Origin of the sequence: Solwaraspora sp. WMMD791 (assembly GCF_029581195.1) — a bacterium.
Classification (GTDB): Bacteria; Actinomycetota; Actinomycetes; order Mycobacteriales; family Micromonosporaceae; genus Micromonospora_E.
In genome coordinates this window covers 3231291-3255518 of sequence record NZ_CP120737.1, presented here as the reverse complement: position 1 = coordinate 3255518, position 24228 = coordinate 3231291, and the positions used below count along the sequence as shown (strand labels likewise).

Here is a 24228-nt window from a genome sequence, read left to right as displayed (position 1 = left end):
TCCGGTCGCCCACGTGCTGTGGTCATGTCCGGGTTCGGGCGTGGAGCTTCCTGCTAAAATGACAACCATTATCAGCGCCAGGAAGGCTGGTTTTCGGAGGATGAAGCCCGATATTCACCCCAAGTACGATTATGTAGTTTTCCGGGACCGGAGTGCGGATTTCGCATTCTTGACCCGGTCGACCGCGACCAGTCAGAAGACGATCGAGTGGACCGACGGCCGGACGTACCCGGTGGTCGACGTGGAGATCTCCTCGGCCAGCCACCCCTTTTGGACCGGCCGGCAGCGGCTGCTGGACAGCGCCGGCCGGGTGGAGAAGTTCCGTGCCAAGTACGCCCGGAAGAAGCCTCCGGAGCGGGGCGACGCCGCCGCCGGTTGACGTACGGCCGCCCTCGGGTCCCCACGAGCGGTCGCGGCCGGTTTGCCGGGCGGGCTGCCGGGTAGCCGGCAGGCGCTGACGGCAGCGGTCGGCGAGGAGGCGTGATGGCTGGCATCGGTGCCCGTACCTGGGTGGTGCCCGGCGGGCGGATCCCGCTGGTCAGCAACGGCGACGAGCCGGAATTCACCAGCTTCGACCAGCTCTGTCTGCTCAACGCCGGAGACGTCGACGCCGAGGTCGAGCTGACCGTGTACTACGACGACCAGGAGCCGGTGGGCCCGTACCGGTGGGTGGTGTGGGCCCGCCGGATCCGGCACGCCCGGCTCAACGACCTCGTCGACCCGGAGCCGATCCGGCTGGGCCGGCCGTTCGGCTGCGTCCTGACCTCGTCGGAGCCGGTGGTGGTGCAGTTCCAGCGGCAGGACACCCGGCTGCCGGGGGTGGTGGCGTTGACCGACGTGACCCCGTACGCCGGGTGAGGGCAGGCCCCCCGGACCTGCCCTCACCCGTCCTGTCGCGCGCGGGTCCCCTCGCCCCGCGGCGCCTGGACTACTTGCCCAGGAAGGCGAGCAGGGCGGTGGTGACCTCCGCGCCGTGGGTCCAGAGCAGGCCGTGCGGGGCACCGTCGATCTCGACGTAGTCGGCGGTCGGCAGCCGCTTGTGGAACTCGCGGGCGGTGGCGTCGATCGGCAGGATCCGGTCGGCGGTGCCGTGCAGGATCAGCGTCGGTACGTCGATCCGGTCGATGTCGGCGCGGAAGTCGGTCAGCCAGGTCGGCACGACCGCGCTGGAGGCGAACCAGCCGGCGCCGGCCGCGACGTTCCAGCTGTTGCGCAGCGCCTCTTCGGAGAGCCGGCCGCCGAGCGTCTCGTCGGTGTTGTAGAAGTCGCGGTAGAAATCGGTGAAGTAGGCGTACCGGTCGGCGGTGACGGCGGCGAGGATGCCGTCGAAGACCTCCTGCGGCACGCCGGTCGGGTTGTCCGCGGTCTGCAGCAGGAACGGCTCCAGCGAGGCCAGGAACGCGGCCTTGGCGACCCGGGTCGAACCGTACCGGCTGAGGTAGCGGGCGACCTCGCCGGTGCCCATGCTGAACCCGACCAGCACGACGTTGGTCAGGTCGAGGGTCTCCAGCACGGTGTTCAGGTCGGCGGCGAAGGTGTCGTAGTCGTAGCCGACGCTGGGTTTGCTGGACCGGCCGAATCCGCGCCGGTCGTAGGTGATCACCCGGTAGCCGGCGGCGAGCAGCGCCGCGCTCTGCTTCTCCCAGGAGTCGCCGTCCAGCGGGTAGCCGTGGATCAGGACCACCGGCTGCCCGGTGCCCTGGTCGGTGTAGTGCAGGTCGATGCTGGCGCTGTTCTCGGTTCCGACGGTGATGTACGGCATGACGGCCTCCGTGTCGTGTGTCGGAGAACGATCGTTCTCCGGCGTCCTGGGAGTAGCGTAGAGAACGAACGTTCTCCAGCGCCAGTGGTGCGGGGCGAACCGGACGGTGACAGTCGTCACCAGGCGATCGCACAGCAGGAGGAAACATGCCGGGAGCCACCGACGACGAGGTACGCGAACAGGTGCTGGCCGCCGCCAGCCAGCTGTTCTACACCCGAGGCGTGCAGGCAGTGGGGATGGACGCGCTGCGCACCGCCGCCGGTGTCTCGCTCAAACGCCTCTACCAGATCTTCGGATCCAAGGACGCCATCGTCGAACAGGTGCTTCACCGGCAACGCGAAGCGTGGAACCGGCTCGTCGAGGAGACCGTCGCCACGCCAGCGACCGCCCGCGACAAACTGTTGGCCATCTACGACATGCTCACCCGCTGGTCGGCCGAGGACGACTTCCGTGGCTGCATGTTCATCAACACCTTCGGCGAACTCGGCGGCGTCGACCCCCGGATCGCCGAGATCATCCGGGAGCAGAAGGCCGAGTTCCAGGACCGGGTCGCCGCGCTCGTCGCCGAAGCCGGCGGCCCCGCCAGCCTCGCTGCCCAACTCGCCATCCTCGCCGAGGGGGCGCAGACCACCACCGCCATCGCCGGCAGCAACGCCGCCGCCGGTCACGCCCGCGCCGCCGCCGAGATCCTCATCGACAGTCTGCTCGCCCCGCCCGCCGAGTGGTAACCGCCGGCGGCCGAGTCCCTCGACCACCGGCGGCACCGGACCAACCAGCGCCGAGCCGTCGCCAGCGGCTAGGCGTACGGGTGGAGGAACTGCTTGGGGCGCAGCGCCTTGGCAGTGATCCGCACGTCGCCGATCCAGCCGTAGAAGCCCTGGCCGTACCGTAGGTCGAACGAGGTGGCCCCGATCACGAACGGCCGGCCGAGGGTGGCGATCCCGGTCGACGGCTGGGTCGGGTTACGGGCGATCGGCGAACCATCGACGTGGACCGTCGTCTGCCGCGAGTCGTTCACCACGGCCAGGTGCATCCAGCGGCCGGTCGGCAGGGCGTGGCTCCACGACGTCGGATCGGCGTCCTGCACGTCGGCGTAGACGACGTACTGCAGGAACCGCTCGGGCGAGACGTTGAGACTGCAGGTGCACTCCAACGGCGACCAGCCGGTGGTCTTGCCGGCGTCGCCGCTACGCCCCTCCCAGCTCAGAATCCCCATCCAGGCATGGTCACCCTGGAACGGGTCGGGCAACTTGACGAATGCCTCGATGGTGTAGCCGTCGCGGAACTTCATGCTGTTGATCGGTGCGTCCGGCCCGGCCCGCAGGACCGCGCCCCGGTCCGGTCCCTTGCCGCCGTCGAAGCGCAGGCTGGCGTGCGCCGGCTGACCGCTGTGGTGCTCGTCGGAGAAGGTCAACGTCTCGGCGGTGCCGGCGCCGATCCGGCCCACGGTCAGGTCGTTGCCGTTGCCGCTGAGGTCGCGGACCACGGTGCCGTCGAGCACCGGGTTGCCGGTGACCGGGCTGCCGGCGCCGGCACCGAAGCCGGCCGAGTCGAAGCGCCAGTAGCCGACGGTGGCGTGCAGCAGCGCCGCGACCGGTGGCCGGGGCGCGGGCGGCGGCACCGGCGCGAACCCGTCGAACCGGGCCGCGAAGTCGATCTCGACGCTGAACCGGTCGACCGGCCCGGTCAGCTCGACCGTCTCGGCCGCCAGCGGGGTGCGCTTGGCCGGGTCGCGGGCCAGGACCCAGGGCGAGAAGGTCTCCACGTCGATCACGTTGCGGACCAGGTCGAAGTGGTAGAGGCGGATCATGCCGGCACCACCGTAGTAGCGGTCCTGGTAGTTGGCGAGGTGTACGTGCACCTCGTTGCCGGCCGCGTTGGTCATCGTGGTCCGCCCCGGCGGCCAGTAGTGGCCGTTGAGGGTGAGGAAGATCTGGTCGTTGTCCCGGATCAACCGATCCCACAACCGCTGGCCGTGGGCGGACAACTGGGCCCGACCGGCGGTGTCGGCCCAGGCCAGGTCGTGGGTGGTGAGGATCGCTGGCAGCGTCCGGTGGTCGTCGATCACCCGCTGTACCCAGGCCAGCCCCTGGTCGGAGGCCCGCCAGTCCAGCGCCAGCACCAACCAGTCCCGGCCACCGGCCCGCAACACGTGGAAGCTGTTGTAGCCGTCGGGAGAGGCGCCGCCGAAGGTCGGTGTGCCGGCGAACCGCTGTGGCCCGAAGGCGCGTAGGTAGTCGCTGTCGCCGCGCTGGTCGTCGCCGCCCCGGATGTCGTGGTTGCCGGCCAGGACGCTGTACGGAAGCCGGCCGTCGATGGTCCGGAACGCGTCGCTGGCCAGGCCGATCTCGTGTGCACTGCCGTGTTCGGTGATGTCGCCGAGGTGGGTCAGGAAGGCGATGTTGGCGTCGGCACGTTGCTGGTTGAGGTGGCGGAACGCGGCCTTCAGCGGCTCCGGATCGGAGCTGTCGGCGTCGAACAGGTACTGGGTGTCCGGCATCACCGCCAGCGCGAAGCGCGGGCTGGCCGGGTCGAACTGGCCGCCGCCGGCCGCGCCGGCCGCGCCGGCGGCGGCGGTGGTGGGGGTGCCGAGCAGCGTCGCCGCGGTGCCTGCGGCGGGCGCGGCGAGCGCCGCCTGCAGCAGGGCACGCCGGCCGGTACGGGGTTGGTCGTCGATGCGGTCCGGAAGGTTCTCGCGAAGATGGTCACGACTCACCCTGGCACCGTCGCGCCAACCGGTGAGCGGGCCGCGACCACCGGCTTAACGGCGGCCAGCCGGACACCGAAGATCATCTGTGGCTGGGGCACGGCGACGCCGATGGTCCCGCACCGGCGGTTCGCCGTACCGCAGGACGTCAGGCCTTGGCCTGCATCCCGGACCGGGCGGGATTGGCCTGCCCGGGCGCCTTCGGATCCCTCTCGCCCTGCCTGGCCCGTACGCCGGCCTCGACGCGGTCGCCGAGGCGCGTGTCGACGTTGCGCCAGTACGCGAAGGCGCGGGTCAGCACCGGCTCGCTCACCCCGTTGAGCAGGTGTCCGACGATGTTGTCGACCAGCCGGTCCCGGGCGGCGTCGTCGAGCACCTGGCGAACCAGGGTGCCGGCCTGCCCCCAGTCGTCGTCCTCGGCGTGCGACGTGTACGCCGCCCGGACCATGTCGCCGTCGGCGTACCAGGTGCCGCCGTCGTCGGTCAGACCCGGCTGCGCGACCGGACCGCCGTACGAATTCGGCGCGTACACCGGGTCGGTGGAATTGTGGACGCGCATGGCGCCGTCCTTGGAGTAACTGTGCACCGGGACCTTCGGCGCGTTCACCGGGATCTGCCGGTAGTTGACCCCGAGCCGGGCCCGGTGCGCGTCGGAGTAACTGAAGCCGCGGGCCAGCAGCATCTTGTCCGGCGACAGCCCCGTGCCCGGCACCACGTTGTTCGGCTCGAACGCCACCTGCTCCATCTCGGTGTGATAGTCGGTGACGTTGCGGTCCAAGGTGAGCCGGCCCACCTCACGCAGCGGATAGTCACGGTGCGGCCAGACCTTGGTCAGGTCGAACGGGTTGAACCGGTAGGTCCGGGCATGCTCGAACGGCATGATCTGCACCTGCAGCGTCCAGGACGGGAACTGCCCGTCGGCGATGTGCTCGAACAGGTCCCGCTGGTGATAGTCGGTGTCGGCCGAGGCCATCTGGTCGGCCTCGTCCTGAGTGAAGAACTCGATGCCCTGGTCGGTCTTGAAGTGGTACTTGATCCAGAACTTCTCGCCCCGCGCGTTGATCCACATGTACGTGTGGCTGCCGTAGCCGTTCATGTGCCGCCAGGTGCGGGGGATACCCCGGTCACCCATCAGCCAGGTCACCTGGTGGGCCGACTCCGGCGACAAGGTCCAGAAGTCCCACTGCATGTCGTGGTCGCGCAGGTTGTTGTCCGCCCGGCGCTTCTGGGACCGGATGAAATGCTGGAACTTCATCGGGTCCTTGATGAAGAAGACGGGCGTGTTGTTGCCGACGATGTCCAGGTTGCCGTCGGTGGTGTAGAGCTTGACGGCGAAGCCACGCGGGTCACGCCAGGTGTCCGGGCTGCCCCGCTCGCCGGCGACCGTGGAGAACCGGACGATCGTCCCGGTCTCGGTGCCCGGCTGGAAGACCGCCGCCCGGGTGTACGCGCTGACGTCGCCGGTGACCGTGAACGTGCCGAACGCGCCACCGCCCTTGGCGTGCGGCTGCCGCTCCGGGATCCGTTCCCGGTTGAAGGTGGCCATCTGCTCGATCAGGTAGTGGTCCTGCAACAGCAGCGGTCCGTTCGGGCCGACGGTCAGCGAGTGCTCGTCACTGGCGACCGGCACCCCCGCGTCGGTGGTGGTCGGTGGGCGTTGTCGCTGGTCGGTCACGAAAGCTCCTCAGGTTGGCCCGGTCGGGTACGCGCTACGCACCCCATACCCGGCCAACGACCATCTCAGCCCTGTCGGAGTGTGAACGCCGATGTGCCCGGACCGACATGTCGGTCCGGGCGCATCGGGATTGGGGGAGGGAAGGCTCAGATCAGCCAGCGGTGGCGCTGCACGAAGGGCAGCTTGGCCCAGAGCCGGCCGAGACCCCAGGTGTGTCCGGCGTATGCGGCGGCCAGAGCGACCATGACGACCGCGTACAGGATGTGGTAGTCGACGAGCGGGTTGGTCGAGCCGGTCGGCTCGCCGCCGGCGGTGAACCGGACCAGCGGCAGCTCGGCCAGCCACATCATCACCATCATCAGCGTGCCGGACCCGGCCGCGACCCGCAGGCCGACGCCAGCGATCAACGCGATGCCGATGGCGCCGAGGCCGACCATGAACAGGGTGTTCGCCCACCAAGTGCCGGCGATCGCGTGGAAGAACGACTGCAGCGGGCCGACCTCGACCGAGGAGAGGAAGCCCTTGGTCGGCGAGCCGCCATTGATCCAGGCCCGCTCGGTCGGGGTGGCGTAGCCGAGGCCGAAGGCCTTGTCGAGGAACGCCCAGAGGAAGACGAATCCGGTGGAGATCCGCAGCACGGCCATGATCCGGGCGGCGGTGCTGGTGAGCATGTGGCCGGGAAGTTCGGCGTGCTCGAGGGGCCGTTCGATCGATCGGTGGGTGGTGTGCTGGGTGGTCATTGTCGCCTCCGCGACTCGCTTGCCTCTGTGACGAGATCAGCTTCCCGCAGTAGCAAGCCGTGGCACCTGAGGCGGAACACCCGTGGTGGCCGGGACCAAGGTCCCGACCCCCACGGGCCACCTGCCGGCGGCGCGACCCGCCAAGGAGCCGCCCGAGCGACTGCCCCCAGGAGCCGCCCGTCAGCCCAGGTCGAGCGCGCTCAGCAGCTCCTGGACCTGGTCGGCCTCCCGGGACCGCAGTCGTCGGTAGCGGTCCACCGCGAGGGTCAGATGGTGGCGGGCCTGTGCGAGGTCGCCGAGCGCGGCGTACGCGCGACCCAGGCCGCGATGGGCCCGCGCCTGCGGCTCGTGCACGTCGATGTCGACGGCGATCGCCAACGCCTCGCTGTGCCGGGTGAGCGCCTCAGCGGGCCGACCCGAGGCGTACGCGGCCTCGCCGAGCCCGTTGAGCACCCATGCCTGGCCCTCCCGGTCACCGCTGTCGCAGACGATCGTTTGTGCCGCGGTCAGCCGGGCGACCGCCTGCTCGGGCTCGCCGATACTGGTCAGTGCGTTGCCGAGATGGCTGAGCGCGGCCGCCTCCCCGGTGCGGTGGCCCATCTGCCGGAACGTGTCGAGCGCGTCCGACAGGTGGGCGATGGCCTCGGCGTGGCGGTTCGCCCGTAGCTCGACCAGCCCGACGTTGACCAGCGCGGCGGCTTCACCGAGGCGGTGCCCGAGCCGGCCGGCCAGGGCCAGCGCCTGCCGGTGGTGGGCCACCGCCACGTCGTAGCGTCCCCGCTCGGTCTCGACGAACCCCAGATCCATCAGCGCGCGGACGTGCCCGATGCCGTCACCGGATGCCTCCGCCACCGCCAGCGCCCGCCGGATGTAGCCGGTGGCCAGCTCGTGCCGGCCCCGGCGACGTTCAAGTTTGCCCAGGTCGGCGAGGGCCCGTGCCTGCCCGGTCAGGTCACCGGTGCGTTCGTAGCGGGCCAGCGCCTGCCGGAAGTGTTCGGCGGCCAGGTCGAACCGGGACAACGCCAGGTAGGTGCTGCCCAGGTCGACCAGAGCGTGGGCATGTCCGGTCTCGTCGCCGGTCACCTCGGCGGCACGGGCGGCGTGGCCGTGTACGGCGAGCGCGTCGGCGAAGTGCCCGCCTTCGAGGAACCGGTAGATGGCGGTGGACACGTTGACGGCGTGCGCCGGCCAGCCGTTGGTCACCGCGTACCCGGCGGCGGCCACCAGCGCCGGTCGCTCGGCGTCCAGCCAGGCGCGGGCCGCCGCCGCGTCGGTCAGCTCCGGGACCGCAGTCTCCGGTTCCGGCACCGGATGCTTACGCCGGTCCACCGGATGCAGCAGGTCGATGGCGGCACTCAGGGCGGCCAGTTGCAGGTCGAACAGCCGGCTGCGGGCGGCCCGCCGTGCGGCTTCGGACTCCTCGGCGTCGGCCAGCTGCGCCGCGTACGCGGCCAGCAGGTCGTGCAGGGCGTACCGGTCGGCGCCGACCGGCTGGACCAGGTGGGCACGGGCCAGCGCCGCCAGGTCACGGCGCGCGGCGGCAAGGTCCGCCCCGGCGAGCGCGGCGGCAGCGTACCCGTCGAAGTCCGGGCCGGGATGCAGGCCGAGCAACCGGAACGTACGGGCGGTCGCCGCCGGCAGGTGCCGCACCGACCAGGAGAAGACCGCGCTGACCGCTGCGTGCGGGTCGTCGCCGGAATCCATCAGCTCCAGCCGGCGGTGCCGGTCGGCCAACTCGGCGACCAACGTGGCCAGTGGACCCGCCGGGTGGGTGCCGGCGCGCTCGGCGACGATCCGTAACGCCAACGGCAGCCGGGCGCACAGCCGCGCCAGTTGCGCCACCGCGTCCGGTTCCGCCGCCGCGCGGGGACCGATCAACTGACCGAGCAACGCGACGGCGTCGTCGAGCGGCAGCGGGTCGAGGTCGACCCGGCGGGCGCCGTCGCGGGCGACCAGCCCGGCCAGGCTGTCCCGGCTGGTGACCAGTACGGCACAGGACGAGCCGCCGGGCAGCAACGGCCGGACCTGCTCGGCGGTGCCGGCGTTGTCCAGCAGCACCAGCATTCGCCGCCCGGCGAGCTGCGTACGGTAACGGGCGGCCCGTTGCTCGACCTCGACCGGGATCTCCGCCTGCGGTACGCCGGTGGAGGCGAGCAGCCGGGCCAGCGCGTCGGCGGCGCTCACCGGCAGTCCCGGGTCGTGGCCGCGCAGGTCCAGGTACAGCTGACCATCGGGGAACCGGTCCGTGGCACGGTGCGCCCAGTGCACCGCCAGCGAGGTCTTGCCGACGCCGGCGGTGCCGGTGATCACCGAAACGACCGTTGCCGTGCCGACCTGGTCTGCCCCGGCGAGCAGGGTGTCGAGCCGGTCGAGTTGCGCGTCGCGCCCGGTGAAGGCGTACACGTCGGCGGGTAGCTGCCGGGGGACGACCGCCGGCCGGGCCCGACCGGCGGTACGCGGTGCCCGCCGGTGGTGTTCGGCGACCCGGTCCCGGGCGGTGGCCAGCGCTCCCTGCTCGGCCGGGGTGGCCCCGAGCAGCGCGACGAGAACGTCGAACCGGTCCGTCGGGGGCAGCGTCTGCCCGGTGAGGTACTCGGCGACCGCCGCGGTCGACCAGCCGGTGCGCGCGGCCAACGCCCGGTAGGTCAGTTCACCGTCGTGGCGCCGGCGGGCATGCCGGCGACGCAGCGCGCGCAGCACCTGCGCCAGCTCCGCCACGGTCCGCACGGCGGAGGGGTCCAGCGCCCCGGGATCCGTGCCGGGCCGGTCCACGCCGTCGGCCATCGTGGCAGTTCCTTCTGTGCGTACCGACAGACCCGCGCAGCGTAGTCCGCAGTGGTCGGTCCGCGATAGATGTCCGCCGCGTTCCAGGGGATTCCGCCGCTGTCCGGAAACGCGTCACCGGCCGTCGGCGACTCGACACCATCGATCCGGGTCGACCGGCTGCCACCGGGTGACCGGGACCTGCCGGGAGAGGACCATCCATGCCTGACATCAACCGATCCGTACGTCGATGGCGGCGCACCGGTGCCGTCGTGCTCGCCACCGTACTGCTCGCCACCGCCGGCACCGGGTCACTGCCCGGCGGCGCGGTCGCCGCACCCGTACCGACTGACGAACCTGTCGTCGGTGGAGCGCGCCGGGCCGGGCCGGCGCCGCTGCTCGTCGCCACCGGCGACGTCGTGCCCGGCAGCTACCTCGTCGTCCTGACCGGCCGGCCCGGCACCGCCGCCGCCGCCCGCGCCGACGACGCCGTCGCCCGCGCCACCGCCCGGGGCGTCCGGATCGGACACCGCTACCGCAGCGCCGTCAACGGCTTCTCCGCACGCCTTACCGCCGCCCAGTTGACCGCGCTGCGGGCCGACCCGGACGTCGCATACGTCACCCCGGACCAGCGGGTCACCCTGGAGACCGTGCAGACCCCGGCGGGGTGGGGTCTGGACCGGGTCGACCAGCGCCAACGGCCGCTGGACGGCGTCTACGACTACAACCACACCGGCTTCGGCGTCACCGTCTTCGTGATCGACTCCGGGATCCGGGCCGATCACGCCGACTTCGGCGGCCGGGTGACCGGCGGGTTCACCGCCGTCGGGGACGGCCGGGGCACCAACGACTGCCTCGGGCACGGCACCCACGTGGCGGGCACGATCGGCGGCGCCACGCACGGGGTGGCGAAAACCGTGACCCTGGTGCCGGTACGGGTGTTCGGCTGCTCGCCGTCGACGACGTTGGAAGCGGTCATCGCCGGCGTCGACTGGGTGACCGGCAACCGGCCCGCCGGCCCGGCGGTGGCGAACATGAGCCTGACCGGCCCCCGCAACGCGGCCCTCGACGACGCGGTGGCCGGGTCGATCGCCACCGGGATCACCTACGTGGCGGCAGCCGGCAACGCCAACACCGACGCCTGCTCGTTCTCCCCGGCCTGGCTGCCGCAGGTGGTCACGGTGGCGGCCAGCGACAGCACCGACAGCCGCGCCGGGTTCTCCAACTTCGGCCCCTGCGTCGACATCTTCGCGCCGGGTCAGGACATCGACTCGGCCGGCATCGCCTCGGACACCGCGGTCCGTCGGGAATCCGGTACGTCGATGGCGAGCCCGCACGTGGCCGGAGCGGCGGCGCTGTTCCTGCAGACCGACCATCCGGCGCAGCCGGCCCAGGTCGCCGGCTGGCTGACCGGCAACGCCACGGCCGGGGTGCTGTCCGGCACCGTCGGCGCACCGAACCTGTTGCTGCTGGCCGACGGGGCGGCCAGGCACGCCGGCATGACCTGGCGGGTCAAGCAGCAGCGCGCCGACAACGTGGTGCTGGTCGGCTCGGACGACGTCACCAACCCGTACACCGGGGACACCGGGCCGGACGCGGTCCTGCCGGTGCTGTGCATCCGCACCACCGGGGCGTCGGTCCCGGCCGGCATCACCCCGGACCAGTACAACGGCTGGGCCGAGGGTGACGTCGCGCTGACCGCGCCGGTCCGGGGAACGGATCTGTTCAGCCTGACCGAGGCGAACCGGATCTGCGCGGCCACGCACGGCGGTGGCTGGCGGATGGCCGAGTTCCACGACGGCAGATGGGGCCGCCTCGGCCCGTTCCCGCTGCCCGGGCTGCCGCCGCTGGTGTGGCCCAGCGGCTGGAACTTCTGGGCACACGGCACCCCGGCGGACACGACCAGGTTCTGGACGTACATCAACGACCAGCACGCCAACCCGTGGAGCTGACCAGCTCGCGGTGACCGACCTCGGTGGGTGCCGGACCGCCGGGACACGGCCCGGCGCCCACCGTGACCGACCCGTGCGGTACGGCGACGGTGCGGTACGGCGACGGTGCGGTACGGCGACGGTGCGGTACGGCGACGGTGCGGTGTGCGGGACTGTCCGGTCGAGAGCAGCCGCTGGGCGGCCCTCTGCCAGTCCAACGGACCCGGTAGCGGCGGACCGGCCCGGGTGTGGAGGCGGCAACCTTCCACACGCGGACCGGCCCTGTGGTGGTCCGGTGACAGGTTACCGGGCGGCGCAGGTGGGGGACATCCCTGAGCCCGTGCCGGTGCCCTGGAAACCGAACTCGGTCGACTGGCCGGCGGCCACCGACCCGTTGTAGCTGACGTTGGTGAACTGGACGGCGCCGCTGTTGCCGCTGCGGCTGGCGTTCCAGGCGTTGGTGACGCTGGCACCCGACGGCAGGGTCATCGAGACCATCCAGCCGCTGATCGACGTCGACCCGGCGGTCACCCGTACGGTGGCGACGAATCCGCCGTTCCACTGGTTGAGTGAGACGGTGGCCGTGCAGCCGCCGCTCGGCGGGGGAGTGGTCGGCGGTGGCGTCGTCGGGGGTGTGGTGGTGGGTGGTGCCGTCGTCGGCGGGGGAGTGGTCGGCGGTGGCGTCGTGGGCGGCGGGGTGGTCGGCGGCGCGGTGGTCGGCGGCGGGGTGGTCGGCGGCGGGGTGGTCGGGCCGTCGGCCAGGGTCGGCGTCGTCCAGTCACGCCACTGGGCCAGGTTGCCCTGCCGGTTGCTGGCGATCCGGAACGTACCGGTGGAGCTGCCCGTCTTCAGCAGGAACTTCTGGATGTGCTGCTGCAACGGCGTCCGCCACTCCGACCGGGAAGCGCAGTGGGTGCCGTCGGAGACGGCGGACCAGTAGGTGATGTTCTCGATCGCACCGAGCGCGCGGTACACCTCCGCGCCGCCGAGGGCACCGACGCTGCCGGACGTCGGGGCCAGCCAGTCGATGTGCGGGTTGTCCATGACGAACAGGCCGCGCGGGGCGATCATGCCGACCATCTGGTGGGTGTCGACCGGCAGGCCGGCCGGGTTGCCGGTGTACGAGCCGAACGCGTCGCCGAGCCACGGCTGCTCGCCGTACGCGCTGCTCAGCGGTTGCGCGCCGCTTTCGGTGGCGATGCTGCGGAAGGCCGCGACCCCGCCGCTGCCGGACTCGATCGGCATGGTCAGTGCGATCCGTTGGTCGAACACGCCGGCGACGAAGGCACCCTTGCCGTAGCGGGAGCAGCCGGTGACGCCGATGTCGGTACGCAGGATGTTGCCGCCGGACTGTTCGATGACGTCGATGATCCGGCTGACCCCCCACGCCTGGGCCATCAGCAGGCCGGTGCTGCTGGTCGCGCCGTACAGGGTGTAGAAGGCACCCTGCTTGTTGTTACGGGGGGTGCCTTCACGGGCGACCGAGGCCGGGTCGAAGTTGATGACGGCTGCTCCGGCGGAGCGGATGGTGGCGGTGTCGGCGCCGAATCCACCGTAGACGATGACGGCCGGGTGGGGTCCGGAGCCGCCGCTGGTCGGCAGTTGGACGCTGGCCGAGAAGCTCGCGCTGCGACCCTGGTGGGAAACGTTGACTGTGATGCTGCTGCTCGACACGCTTCCGGTGACGGTGGCCGGCTTCGCTGGCTTGTCGCCGTACACCGTGCGTTCCGCCAGCTCACGGGTCTCGGCGCGCAGGCAGCGCCAGTCGGCCTTGGTGGTGATGCGGGTGCCGTCGGCCTTGCGGAAGGGATCCGGCAGCCGGGCGGAGGAGCCAGGCCCGGTGCCGGGTACGGGGCAGTCGGCGCCTTCGTCCTCGACGGTCGAAGCGACGAACAGGCCGGGGGTGGCGGCGTCGGCGGAGGCGGAGCCGACGCTCACCACCGTCGCGGCCGCGGCGATCGTCAGTGCTGCGGCGGACAGCATCACGACCGTCGGACGGACCTTCGATCGGCCCGAGCTGATGCTCACTGGGGCTCTCCTTCTGACTAGGTGATGGCGTACGGCAATCAATCGATGATCGCCGATTTAGCCATCTTTCTAGTTTCGGGCAGTCCAGCGAAACGTGTCAATACCGCTACCCGGTTGTCCGCCCGCCGGTCGGGCGGCTGGTCAGCACCAACGGCTCGTCCTCGGTCACCGCCACGGTGTGCTCGGAGTGCGCGGTACGCGAACCGTCGGCCGAGCGGATCGTCCAGCCGTCGGCGTCAAAAACGATCTTGTCGGTGGTCTTGGCGAACCACGGCTCGATCGCGATCGTCAGGCCTGGTTGCAGCTTCATGCCCCGGCCCCGGCGGCCGTCGTTGGGCACGTGCGGTGCCTCGTGCATGGTCCGGCCGAGTCCATGGCCGCCGAACTCCAGGTTGACCGGGTAGCCGTACCGCCGGGCGACCTCGCCGATCGCGGCCGAGACGTCGCCGAGGTGATTGCCGGGTCGCGCCGCCCCGATCGCGGCCGCCAGCGCGACCTCGGTGGCCTCGACCAGGTGCAGGTCGTCGTCGGCCGGGGTGCCGACGATCACGGTACGCGCGGAGTCGGCGACCCAGCCGTCGATGCCGACAGCCATGTCGATGCTCAGCACGTCGCCGTCACGCAGCACGTAGTCGTGCGGCAGCCCGTGCAGGACCGCGTCGTTGACCGACAGACACAGCACGTTGCGGAACGGCCCGTTGCCGAACGACGGAGCGTAGTCCCAGTAGCAGGACTGCGCCCCGCGTGCCGCGATCAGCGACCGGGCGTGGTGCTCCAGGTCGAGCAGGTTCACCCCGACGTCGGCCAGCTCGCCGAGTCGGGTGAGCACGTCGGCGACGAACTGGCCGGTGACGTGCATACGTTCGATCTCTCGGGGAGACTTGAGCTCGATCACGGTGACCCTCCGTCGACAGTTGGTATATTTATACCATGTCGTGTCGACGTTGCCGCCTGTGCGGCCCTGACCTACCGTGCTGTCATGGTTCGCCGCCCACTCACGCCTGAACAGATCGAGGCCGGTCGCCGCCTCGGTGTCGCACTACGGTCGGCGCGGGGCGACCGCGGCTTGTTCGACGTGGCACTGGCGGCCGGCATCTCACCCGAGACGCTCCGCAAGATCGAAACCGGCCGGCTGCCGGCCCCGTCGTTCGGCATCGTCGTCGCACTCAGCGAGGTCCTCGGCGTACCGCTGGTCGATCTCGCCGCCGCCTGGCGGTCCACCGCAACGGTACGACGGGCGTCCTGACCGCCAGCGCCGGACGACCGCCGCGCCCGGGCGGTTCAGGGCTTCGGCGCCTGGAACAGGTTCGGGAACTTGGCGGTCAGGCCGATGTCGCCCCGCGTCTTGAGCTTGCCCTTCATGACGAGCATCACGGCCCGCGCGTTGCCGGTCACCAGATGGACGAAGTCGACGGCGGCCAGGGTGAGCGTCAGCTTCGGCTGCTGATCCGGCTGCGCGGACAGGACACACCGGCCGTCGCTGATCACCATCTGATGGACGTCGTAGCGGCCGTCGGGGCGCCCGCCGATGCTCCAGTGCACCACCGCCTCGGTGCCGCGCGCGGCGTCGGCGCGTAACGCCTCCGGCATCCGGCGCAGCAGCCCGTGCAGGATCTCGTCCCGCCGTTGCCCGGCGAGCACCTGCCGCAACTCCTCCACCGGGGTCCGCTTCACCAACCGGGCGAACTCCACCGGATCCGCCACCGCCGGATCCACATCGTGAATGGACATCGGTCACCTCCCGACGTTCCCGGCCCCGGCCACCGCTGACCCGGCCTGCACGCCCCAGTGTCTCCGGTGCCGGACCTGCCGCGGGTCTCCCACCGTGCGCACCACCGGTACGTGAGGTCGATCGTGCCCGGCACCGACGGTCACCTACGGCCACAGTGGTGCCGCCCCGGGCAGGCGCGTCGCCGCCCGCGCGGCCCGTGGTAGGTTGCGCCGATGGGTTCTGATTCGCCCGGAAATGCCGCCGCAGAACACGTCACCCGGGTGGCCGACTACTACGACGCCAACACCCGGCGATTCCTGCGCTTCGGCGAGAGCACCAGCAACGACGCCATCCACCGTGGCCTGTGGCTACCGGGCGTCACCAACACCACCGAGGCCGCCGACGCGGTCAACCGCCTGCTGGTCGAGCGCCTCAGCGGCCACGTACCGGCGGGCGAGGGGCGGGTGCTCGACCTCGGCTGCGGAGTGGGTGCGACGGTTGTCCGACTGGCCCACGCCATCGACGCCCAGGTGACCGGCGTGACGATCAGCCAGGTGCAGGTAGAGATCGCCGGGCGGCGGTTGGCGGCCGAGGGCCTGACCGACCGGTGCCAGGTCGTCTGCGGCGACTTCGCCCAGCTGCCCGCCGAGCCGCGCTACCACGCGATGGTCGCGATCGAGTCGATGGTTCACGCCCCGTCGCTGCCGGAGCTGGTCCCGTCGCTGGCCGCGCGCCTGCGTCCAGGCGGTCGCCTGATCGTCTGCGACGACTGGATGACCGACAAGGACCGTGGGCTCGCTGCCCGCGAACGCTGCCTGGAGCAGTTCCGCGCCGGCTGGCGGATCGGCAGCCTGCACACCGTGGCGGAGTTCGCCGCCATGGGTGAACCCGCTGGTCTGCGGCTGGTCGAGGACCTGGACCTCACCGCGCACGTCCGGCTGGGACGACCCCGCGACCGGGCGATCGACGTGGTGCTGGGGGCGGCGGGAGTCGTGCCCCGGATGCGCGACCGGCTGGTCGGCACGCCCTTCTGGGCCAACATGATCGGTGGCTCTGCGTTGCAGACCGGGCTGTCGCGGCGTTGGCTGGAGTACCGCCTGCTGGTCCTCGAACGGGCCTGACAGCAGGACAGGAGACGTGCCGTGCTCCGGCCGTACGGTGAAATGTGTGCACCCGGCAGGATTCGAATCTGCGCCCCCGCCTTCGGAGGGCGGGAGGTGCCCCGTCGGCACCAGCCTCGTGACCTGGGCGCCCGTGCACGGCGAACCGCCAGCGCGCCGACCTTGGCACCACTTCGGCACGGACGTACGACTGAGGAGCCGGACCCCTGCTCGCCGGCGCTGTTTGATCAGCGCCAACCGTCGTCATCGGCTGACCGAAAGAAGAAGGTGTCGGTCTATGTGAAGTCGTTTGCCGATTGCTTACAGGAAGCAGGGCGGACATGTCATCATGCCGGCCGGTGGTGCCGGGTGTGCTTGCGGTCAGGCAGCGACCGTCGCCAGGTACTGAAATCTCATGGCGTCGGAGCGCATGATGTATCGGGTTGCTTCGAATGGGAAGCCGTCGTTGTCGTAGGAGGCGTGTAGCAGCACGATGACGGGCACGCCAGGCGGGAGTTTCAGCTTCTCTGCCTCGTCGCGGGTCGGGAATCGGGTGATGACCTGTTCTCTGATTCGTGCTGTCCGGTATCCGAGCTGTTTGAGGGCTGCGAAGGTTCCGCCTGGCCCTAGGTCACGATCGGTCGCGAGGGTTGACGTGCCAACGACGCTCGTGGGCAGGTAGGTGTGGCCGAGTTGGACGGGTTCGTCGTCGGCTAGGTAACGGTTCTCGCGGAGAACGACTGCGTCTCCCAGGTTCAGGGAGAGTAGGGCGGCTATGTCGCGCGGCGCTTGCTGGCGGGATACGGCGCGGCATTCGACACGTGGTGCGCGTCCCTGCATGGCTGCCTCGGCGGCGAACGGTGTCAGGTCTTGCCGCCGTAAGGAGAGGCCGGCGTACCGGTCTGGTCCCAGGCGCGTGAGCGGTGGTCGGCTACGGACGAAGATGTCGTAGAGCATCGTTGCGACTTGTGCCCATTGGGATTCGTTGACGAGCGCTGGTCCGCCTATCTGCGCGGACCATGTCGGATGCGTTCGCCACGCTTCGACGCCGCGGTCCGGGCAGTCCACGGTCGCTGCGGATCGGGACCGGGATTCTGGTTCCTGGTCATCGGGACCGGTGGTCACGAGTCGCGTGAGCTGACCTTCGGCGTTGAGGCAGGCGTCCAGCGCTTTGGCGAGGTGCAGGCTGGGCGGCTTCTTGCCGTTTTCCACCTCACACAGGTACGAACGCGAGAAGTAAGCCTTCTTTGCCAAATCCCGGAACGACATCCCGTGTTCCTGTCGGAGTCTGCGCATCAGTCGGACGAAGTCCGGGTCAACGACGACCATTTCGGTTCCTTCCGAGTGGCAGGGGATCGGAGACCTTGCTCCGTTGAGGTCGGCGCTGTACCAGCGCGACGCCCGCCAGGACCAGGAGCATGCCGAGGATCATGGAGGCTGTCACCTGCTCGTCAACGACCAGGAACCCGAGGATCACCGCGACGACCGGCAGCAGGTAGGTGACCGTGGATGCCAGGGTAGGTCCGTCGTCGGTGATGAGCCGGTAGTTGAGCACGTAGGCGGCCCCGGTGCCGAGGACACCCAGGATCAGCAGGCTGATCACCGCGTCGACGCGGAGGTCAGGCATGGTCAGTCCGCCGAGGGGCAGGGCCAGGGTCATCAGGATCGTTCCGGCAGCGAGCTGCGCGGCAGAGAGCATGATCGGCGGGATTCCCCGGTTGGTGAGGAACTTGCCCATGTAGACGTAGGAGACTCCGTAACTGGCGGATGCTGCCAGGATCGCCAGCCCTCCCCAGCTGGCGACCTCGCTGGTCGACTTCCACGGGGTGAAGATGACCATTGCGCCGACGAAGCCGAGGGCCAGTCCCGCTCCCCGCGACCACGTCGCCGTGCGGTCAGCTCCGACGACGAAAGCGATCAGCGCCGTCCACAGGGGCGTGGTGGCGTTGAGGACCCCGGCGAGACCGGAGTCAACGGTCTGCTCACCGATGCCGAACAGGGTGTACGGGATGGCGTTGGCGACCAGTGCCGCGACGAACAGATGCCCCCAGGTTGTCCGGTCGGTCGGGAACCGCAGCCCTCGGTGCAGGGCGACGGGGATCAGCACCAGTGCACCGAGGGCCAGGCGGACAAGGACGATCTGCACCGGGGTGAAGCCGCGTAGCGCCAGTTTGATCCAGAGGAATCCTGAGCCCCAGAGCAACGCGAGCATCACCAGCCGGACGAGACTGCCTCGACTCATCAGGCGATCCCGTCAGTCCTCTACGGGTATGTCGTAGTCCAGGCCGTTGAGGTCGCCGCGCATCACGAACCTGGTGACCTCGAACGGGGTGTGCTGCTCGTCGAAGCTTGTGTGCAGCACCTCGATGACCGGTACGCCGGGCGGCATCAACAACCCGGTCGACTCGTCGTGGTACGGCATCCGGGCCGAGATCTCTTCGCGGATGCGGGTGATCTGGTGGCCGAGTTCTTCGAACCTGGCGTAGATGCTGCCCTCGCCGAGGGTCCACTCGGTCGCCAGCGGCGATCCGTCGGCGACGTCGACGGGGATGTAGGTCACGCCGACCTGCACCGGCTCGTCATCGGCGAAGTACCAGTTCTCCCGGCGGATGACGGTCGCGGTGTCCGCGTCGAGGCCGAGGCGTTCGGCGACGTCCGGTGGGGGCTGGTCGCGGGTGACCGACCGGCATTCGGTCCGAGGCACGCGGCCTTGTTTCGTGACCTCGATGCGGAACGGCGACAGTCCCGTCTCGTTGCGGAGCTGGCGGGAGTAGCGGTTGGCGCCGAGGCGCATCAGGGGCCGGTTGGGGCGGACGTAGACGCCGCGCCCGTGCTGCGCGACGACCAGGCCTTCCCCTTGCAGGATGCTGATCGCTTCCCTGGCGGTGTTGCGTGCCGTGCCGTAGCGGGCGGCAAGGTCCCGCTCCGATGGCAGCTTGCCACCGGGTGCCAACTCGCCCGCTTGGATGCTCAGGCGCAGGTCATCGGCTATCCGCCGGCTGGGTGGTCGCTTGTCTGTGCTGGTCGGCTCGTCCATTTCTGGCCTGCCTGTCACTGGGGGTCAACAACACGCTCCACGCTACCTCCGACTGGCTCAAGCCAGTAGTGGGCGGCTGTTCGCTGTGCATTCAGAACTGGTTCAAGCCAGCTGATCGAGCCGTTCGTCTGTTACGAGCCCACCTCCGACGAACGGGTCGAACGGGCGCTGGGCCACGGCTGAGACCGTGCCGAACTTCGGCACGTTTTCGGCACAGACGATGAAGGCCGCTGACTAGGATTTCCCTGGTCAGCGGCCTTCATGCAGGTCAAGGGTTCTTTAGCAAGTGTGCCCCCGGCAGGATTCGAACCTGCGCCCCCGCCTCCGGAGGGCGGTGCTCTATCCCCTGAGCTACGGGGGCTCAGCGACCCACGAAGACTAGCAAACGCCTACCCGGGTTGCCGAATCGGTATCAGGGCGTGTCCCGACGCCGACCGTCACGCGGCACGGGCCGGCCGGGCGCAGCTCGGCAGCAGGTGCGCGACGATGCTGCGGGGCAGCCGGCGCGGCAGCTCGGAGCTGGCCCAGGAGCCGTCCACCACGAGATGCGCGCCGCGCCGGTCGGGTCCACAGAGCCGGAGCAGGAATTCGCGTGGCAGCGGCGGCTCGACCGACGGCGTGAGGATCATGAACCGGATCTGGCCGCGTACCGAGGCGGCCGACAGCACGTCGGCGGCCGGGGTGGTGCCATGCAGCCGGGTACGCCCCAACCACCACAGATCGGTACGGTGGTCCCGGGCGGCCCGCAGCACCTCCGGGTAGACCCGTTCCATCCAGGCGTTGACCGCGTCGACGCAGAGCCCACAGGCCCGCTCGGTCGGTCGCCGGGGCGCCAACCCCCAGGCGTCGAGGTAGTGGCCGACGTCCGTCGGGCCAAGGGCCAGCCCGAACCGGCGTTCGATCAGCGTGCCGACGGTACGGCGGCTCCACAGTTCGTCGTCGACGTCGAGCTCCTCGGGCCAACGCCCGCGCAGCATGTCGATGAGTTCGAGTTCCTGATCCGGTGTCAGCCCGCCAGCGTCACCGGTACGTGTTCCGCGACGGCGGGCCGCCACCGCGCCGTCACCGCCGAGCGTGTGCCGTCGGCACCAGCTCGTGATCGATTTCCGAGTGTCACTAAGAACTGCCCCCACGTCAGGACCAACGAGGCTGTATCAGGACGGTAGCGATATCTAGCAAGAAAACGTCTGAGACCGTAGAGTCCGGCAAATCGTTGGAAATCACGTTATAGCAGGTGAGGCTTCATCGGTCCACGGCCGACGACAGCGAGCCGCCCGCACCGGATGGACCGGTGCGGGCGGCTCGCTCACTGAGTGTGCTGCAGTGGTGTGGTGGCGTCAGCCGCCTACCTGGGACTGGAGAGTGCGAATCAGCTCGATCTCCTTCTGCTGCCCGTTCACCATCGACTCGGCCAGCCAGCGCACGTTGTCGTCGTCTGACAGGTCGAGGACCCCGTCCGCCATGTGGATGCCGCCGAGGTGGTGGGTGAGCATCAGCGACAGATAGAGCCGGTCGACCTCCACGCCGGTGGCCTCGCGTAACTCGGCCCGCTGGGCGTCGGTGGCCATGCCGGGCATCAGCCCGTCCACGATCGCCCACTCGCCGCTGACCTGCATCCAGGCCATCCGGGGCTGGGTGCCGGTCGGCTCCAGCCCCCACTGGCGTAGCCAGGTCTGCATGACGCCGATCTGACCCTGCTGGGTCAGCGCGATGTCGCTGGCCAGGGTGCGTACCGCCGGGTTCTCGCTGCGCTCCAGGGCGATCATCGACAGCTCGACCGCCTGCGCGTGGTGGGTCGACATGTCCCGGGCGAAACCGGCCTCCGGCGAGTCGTCACCCGGGCGGAGCAGGCCCGGGGTGAGCAGGCCGGCGGCGTACCCGAGGAGCAGACCGACCACGACGGCGGCGGCCAGCCAGGCGGTGCCGAACCGGCCACGGCGCTGCGGCGACGCCGCATCCGCCGCCGGGTCGGGCGCGTCCGGATCAACCGGCCCGGTCGCTCCGGCGTCGGCCGCGGCCGCCGGCTCGTGGTCGGTGTCACTCATCTGGTCCGTCCTCGTGGTCACGACCCGGCGCCGTCCATGGCCTGCTCCTGCTGGCCCAGGTCACGCGGGGTGGTGCCGGTGGCGGTGATCCCGCCGGAGCAGGTGGCCTGCGGCTCGACGGTGGCGTTCTGGCGCAGCGCCCGAATGAACTCGTCGACGCGCGGGTCGTTGGCGTCGTCGACCGCCAGCTGGTAGCCCCAGGCCTGCAGCGAGATCGGCGACTCCAGGCCCTCGTACGGGCTCATCATCGTGTACTCGTTGCCGCGTACCTTGCTGGCCAGGGTCTCGACCTGGTCGGCGGGCAGGTCGTCACGGTAGGTCACCCAGACCGCGCCGTGCTCCATGCTGTGTACGGCGTGCTCGCTGGCGATCGGCGCGGTGTACACGTCGCCCATGCAGTTCTGCCAGTTGGGGTTGTGGCTGCTGCCGACCGGCGGCTGGATCTCGTACTCCAGCGGGCCCCACTCGTGCGACTGCTTGCCCTCCATCGGCTCCAGCACCGCCGGGTTGGAGTCCCGGTAGTTGATCAGGCCGGTGATGTCCGAGGCGCGGTCCTGCCACGAGCGGGCCTCCTGGGAGACCGCCCAGGCGCCGTACCCGATGATCCCGGTGGCCAGCACACCGACCGCGACCATCAGCGCGATCGGACCCCAGCTGCGGCCCTGGGAGACCTTGACCGCTTTGACCGGCTTACGGGGGCCTTTGCCGCCCTTGCCCGCCGTGCCCGGTCGCCCGGCCGTGGCCTTCGCGGCGCCGGCACCGGCCTTGGCGCCGCCGGCCTTGCCGCTGGTCGATGTGCCCGTCGCCGGCCTGCCGCCGGCCTTGTTCGCAGCCTTGGGCTTGCCGCCGGCCGACGGCTTGCCGGTGCTGACCACGGACGGACGGCTGTTGTCGCCACCCTGGGTGCTGATGCTCATGGTGTGGTGCCTCGTCAGGTCGGTCGGTCAAGGGGCTTGGACGGGAGCCAGCAGGTAAGGGTCGCCGCCAAGTCCACGAGTCTACCCCCGGTAACATGCTTTGGTGACTCCCGCCAATCTCGCTGAGATCGTCCGCGCCGCGGCCCGGTCGGTCTTCGTCGATCGTGACCTCGATCTATCTTTGCTTCCCGACGTGGTCACCGTCGAGCGTCCCCGCAACCCGGAGCACGGCGACTACGCCTCGAACCTTGCGCTGCAGCTGGCCAAGCGGGTCGGCACGCCGCCGCGCGAGCTGGCCGCCGCGCTCGCCGCCCGGCTCAGCGAGGCCGACGGGATCGCGTCGGTGGAGATCGCCGGACCAGGGTTTCTGAACATCCGGCTCGACTCGGCCGCCGCCGGTGCGCTGGCCCGCACCGTGGTCCTGGCCGGTCGGGAGTACGGCCGCAGCACCCACCTCGCCGGGCAGCGGCTCAACCTGGAGTTCGTCTCGGCCAACCCGACCGGCCCGGTGCACATCGGCGGCAGCCGGTGGGCCGCCGTCGGTGACTCGCTGGCCCGGATCCTGCGGGCCACCGGGGCCGATGTCGGCACCGAGTACTACGTCAACGACGCCGGCGCGCAGATCGACCGGTTCGCCAACTCGCTGCTGGCCGCCGCGCGCGGTGAGCCGACCCCGGCCGACGGCTACGCCGGGGCGTACATCGCCGACATCGCCGGCGTCATCGTCGGCAAGCACCCGCAGGTACGCGATCTCGACGACGACGCCGCCCGGGAGCTGTTCCGGGTCGAAGGTGTCGCGCTGATGCTCGACGAGATCAAATCGTCGATGGCCGACTTCGGCACCCACTTCGACACGTTCTTCCACGAGAAGGACCTGCACTCCCGGGGTGAGCTGGACCACGCGCTGGCCCGGCTGCGTGAGCAGGGTCGCATCGTCGAACGCGACGGCGCGGTCTGGCTGCGCACCACCGACTTCGGCGACGACAAGGACCGGGTGCTGCGCAAGTCCAGCGGCGAGTGGACCTACTTCGCCGCCGACTGCGCCTACTACCTGGACAAGCGGGAGCGCGGCTTCGAGCGGATCGTGATGATGCTCGGTGCCGACCACCACGGCTACATCGGGCGGCTCCGCGCGATGGCGGCCTGCTTCGGCGACGACCCGGACGTCACGCTGGAGATCCTGATCGGGCAGATGGTGAACCTGGTACGTGAGGGAGCGCCGGTGCGGATGTCCAAGCGGGCCGGCACCGTGGTCACCCTGGAGGACCTGGTCGAGGCGATCGGCGTCGACGCCGCCCGGTACGCGCTGGCCCGCTACTCGTCGGACTCGCCGATCGACATCGACGTGGAGCGGTGGACCCGGGCCAAGAACGACAACCCGGTCTTCTACGTCCAGTACGTCGCCGCCCGGACCGCCAGCGTGGCCCGTAACGCCGCCGACGTCGGCCTGGACCGGGGCGACCCGGCGGCGTTCCGCCCCGAGCTGCTCGACCACGAGAAGGAGAACGAGCTGCTCAAGGCGATCGGCGAGTTCCCCGCCGTGGTCGCCTCCGCCGCCGAGCTGCGCGAGCCGCACCGGATCGCCCGCTACCTGGAGGAGCTGGCCGGGGCGTACCACCGGTTCTACGACAAGTGCCGGATCATGCCGTTGGGCGACGAGGAGATCACCGACCGGCACCGGGCCCGGCTGTGGCTCAACGACGCCACCCGTACGGTGATCGCCAACGGCCTGGACCTGCTCGGCGTCTCCGCGCCCGAGCGGATGTGAACCGGGCCGACGGACCCAGACCCATGAACGACGAAGGACGGTAG

21 protein-coding genes and 1 tRNA gene are annotated in these 24228 nt (G+C 70.5%); 7 read left to right on the top strand and 15 right to left on the bottom strand.

Annotation, left to right across the window (positions count from 1 at the left end):
- Positions 1 to 100 precede the first annotated feature (100 nt).
- Together O7623_RS14265 and O7623_RS14260 are read left to right on the top strand one after the other, a co-directional pair.
- Entirely contained in the window at positions 101 to 379 is a 279-nt protein-coding gene (locus tag O7623_RS14265) for a type B 50S ribosomal protein L31 (protein ID WP_282229409.1), read from the top strand.
- A 104-nt stretch (positions 380 to 483) separates the two neighbouring features.
- Positions 484 to 858 (top strand): sensory rhodopsin transducer, encoded by a 375-nt coding sequence (locus O7623_RS14260; protein WP_282229107.1) that lies wholly within the window; start codon positions 484 to 486, stop codon positions 856 to 858.
- 70 nt (positions 859 to 928) lie between these two features.
- On the opposite strand, the gene O7623_RS14255 is transcribed toward O7623_RS14260, so the two are convergent.
- Entirely contained in the window at positions 929 to 1762 is an 834-nt protein-coding gene (locus O7623_RS14255) for an alpha/beta hydrolase (RefSeq protein WP_282229106.1), read from the bottom strand.
- A gap of 146 nt (positions 1763 to 1908) precedes the next feature.
- Between O7623_RS14255 and O7623_RS14250 the strand changes: the two genes are divergently transcribed.
- Positions 1909 to 2490, top strand: a complete 582-nt coding sequence (locus O7623_RS14250; RefSeq protein ID WP_282229105.1) for a TetR/AcrR family transcriptional regulator — start codon at positions 1909 to 1911, stop codon at positions 2488 to 2490.
- A gap of 68 nt (positions 2491 to 2558) precedes the next feature.
- Here O7623_RS14250 and O7623_RS14245 read toward each other — a convergent pair whose 3' ends face one another.
- The 4 genes from O7623_RS14245 to O7623_RS14230 all read right to left on the bottom strand — a co-directional run bounded on the left by O7623_RS14245 (position 2559) and on the right by O7623_RS14230 (position 9668).
- Complete coding sequence (locus O7623_RS14245) at positions 2559 to 4478, bottom strand: LamG-like jellyroll fold domain-containing protein (protein WP_282229104.1); 1920 nt, start codon at positions 4476 to 4478, stop codon at positions 2559 to 2561.
- Positions 4479 to 4617: 139 nt separating this feature from the next.
- Positions 4618 to 6144 carry a catalase gene (locus tag O7623_RS14240; RefSeq protein ID WP_282229103.1) on the bottom strand — a complete coding sequence of 509 codons (1527 nt, stop codon included), beginning with the start codon at positions 6142 to 6144 and terminating at the stop codon, positions 4618 to 4620.
- Between the two features lie 146 nt (positions 6145 to 6290).
- Positions 6291 to 6884, bottom strand: coding sequence for a hypothetical protein (locus O7623_RS14235; RefSeq protein ID WP_282229102.1), 594 nt, complete (start codon positions 6882 to 6884; stop codon positions 6291 to 6293).
- Positions 6885 to 7064: 180 nt separating this feature from the next.
- Positions 7065 to 9668 (bottom strand): tetratricopeptide repeat protein, encoded by a 2604-nt coding sequence (locus tag O7623_RS14230; RefSeq protein WP_282229101.1) that lies wholly within the window; start codon positions 9666 to 9668, stop codon positions 7065 to 7067.
- Positions 9669 to 9868: 200 nt separating this feature from the next.
- Here O7623_RS14230 and O7623_RS14225 point away from each other — a divergent pair, with 200 nt between their 5' ends.
- Complete coding sequence (locus tag O7623_RS14225) at positions 9869 to 11599, top strand: S8 family peptidase (protein WP_282229100.1); 1731 nt, start codon at positions 9869 to 9871, stop codon at positions 11597 to 11599.
- 282 nt (positions 11600 to 11881) lie between these two features.
- Here O7623_RS14225 and O7623_RS14220 read toward each other — a convergent pair whose 3' ends face one another.
- Together O7623_RS14220 and map are read right to left on the bottom strand one after the other, a co-directional pair.
- Positions 11882 to 13606: a cellulose binding domain-containing protein gene (locus tag O7623_RS14220; RefSeq protein ID WP_282229099.1), complete on the bottom strand. Its 1725-nt coding sequence runs from the start codon at positions 13604 to 13606 to the stop codon at positions 11882 to 11884.
- A 106-nt stretch (positions 13607 to 13712) separates the two neighbouring features.
- The gene (gene map / locus O7623_RS14215) at positions 13713 to 14501 is read right to left on the bottom strand and encodes a type I methionyl aminopeptidase (RefSeq protein ID WP_282229098.1); all 789 of its coding nucleotides are present in this window, start codon (positions 14499 to 14501) and stop codon (positions 13713 to 13715) included.
- Positions 14502 to 14585: 84 nt separating this feature from the next.
- On the opposite strand from map, the gene O7623_RS14210 reads away from it, so the two are divergent.
- A complete protein-coding gene (locus tag O7623_RS14210; RefSeq protein WP_282229097.1) occupies positions 14586 to 14852 on the top strand; it encodes a helix-turn-helix transcriptional regulator in 267 nt (88 codons plus the stop codon).
- Positions 14853 to 14887: 35 nt separating this feature from the next.
- Here O7623_RS14210 and O7623_RS14205 read toward each other — a convergent pair whose 3' ends face one another.
- Positions 14888 to 15337 carry an SCP2 sterol-binding domain-containing protein gene (locus O7623_RS14205; RefSeq protein WP_282229096.1) on the bottom strand — a complete coding sequence of 150 codons (450 nt, stop codon included), beginning with the start codon at positions 15335 to 15337 and terminating at the stop codon, positions 14888 to 14890.
- A gap of 213 nt (positions 15338 to 15550) precedes the next feature.
- Here O7623_RS14205 and O7623_RS14200 point away from each other — a divergent pair, with 213 nt between their 5' ends.
- Positions 15551 to 16438: a class I SAM-dependent methyltransferase gene (locus O7623_RS14200; RefSeq protein WP_282229095.1), complete on the top strand. Its 888-nt coding sequence runs from the start codon at positions 15551 to 15553 to the stop codon at positions 16436 to 16438.
- A 360-nt stretch (positions 16439 to 16798) separates the two neighbouring features.
- On the opposite strand, the gene O7623_RS14195 is transcribed toward O7623_RS14200, so the two are convergent.
- The 7 genes from O7623_RS14195 to O7623_RS14165 form a co-directional block, all read right to left on the bottom strand.
- Positions 16799 to 17746: a UTRA domain-containing protein gene (locus O7623_RS14195; RefSeq protein ID WP_282229094.1), complete on the bottom strand. Its 948-nt coding sequence runs from the start codon at positions 17744 to 17746 to the stop codon at positions 16799 to 16801.
- A complete protein-coding gene (locus O7623_RS14190) occupies positions 17733 to 18659 on the bottom strand; it encodes a DMT family transporter (protein ID WP_282229093.1) in 927 nt (308 codons plus the stop codon). The genes O7623_RS14195 and O7623_RS14190 overlap by 14 nt, the downstream gene beginning before the upstream one ends.
- Positions 18660 to 18671: 12 nt before the next feature.
- Positions 18672 to 19454: a GntR family transcriptional regulator gene (locus O7623_RS14185; protein ID WP_282229092.1), complete on the bottom strand. Its 783-nt coding sequence runs from the start codon at positions 19452 to 19454 to the stop codon at positions 18672 to 18674.
- A 289-nt stretch (positions 19455 to 19743) separates the two neighbouring features.
- Positions 19744 to 19815 (bottom strand) — tRNA-Arg (locus O7623_RS14180).
- Between the two features lie 76 nt (positions 19816 to 19891).
- Complete coding sequence (locus O7623_RS14175) at positions 19892 to 20587, bottom strand: winged helix-turn-helix domain-containing protein (protein ID WP_348775146.1); 696 nt, start codon at positions 20585 to 20587, stop codon at positions 19892 to 19894.
- Positions 20588 to 20791: 204 nt separating this feature from the next.
- The gene (locus O7623_RS14170; protein ID WP_282229090.1) at positions 20792 to 21499 is read right to left on the bottom strand and encodes a DUF305 domain-containing protein; all 708 of its coding nucleotides are present in this window, start codon (positions 21497 to 21499) and stop codon (positions 20792 to 20794) included.
- 17 nt (positions 21500 to 21516) lie between these two features.
- Positions 21517 to 22416: a DUF3105 domain-containing protein gene (locus O7623_RS14165; RefSeq protein WP_282229089.1), complete on the bottom strand. Its 900-nt coding sequence runs from the start codon at positions 22414 to 22416 to the stop codon at positions 21517 to 21519.
- A gap of 103 nt (positions 22417 to 22519) precedes the next feature.
- On the opposite strand from O7623_RS14165, the gene argS reads away from it, so the two are divergent.
- Entirely contained in the window at positions 22520 to 24184 is a 1665-nt protein-coding gene (gene argS / locus O7623_RS14160; protein ID WP_282229088.1) for an arginine--tRNA ligase, read from the top strand.
- The last annotated feature ends 44 nt before the right edge of the window (positions 24185 to 24228 follow it).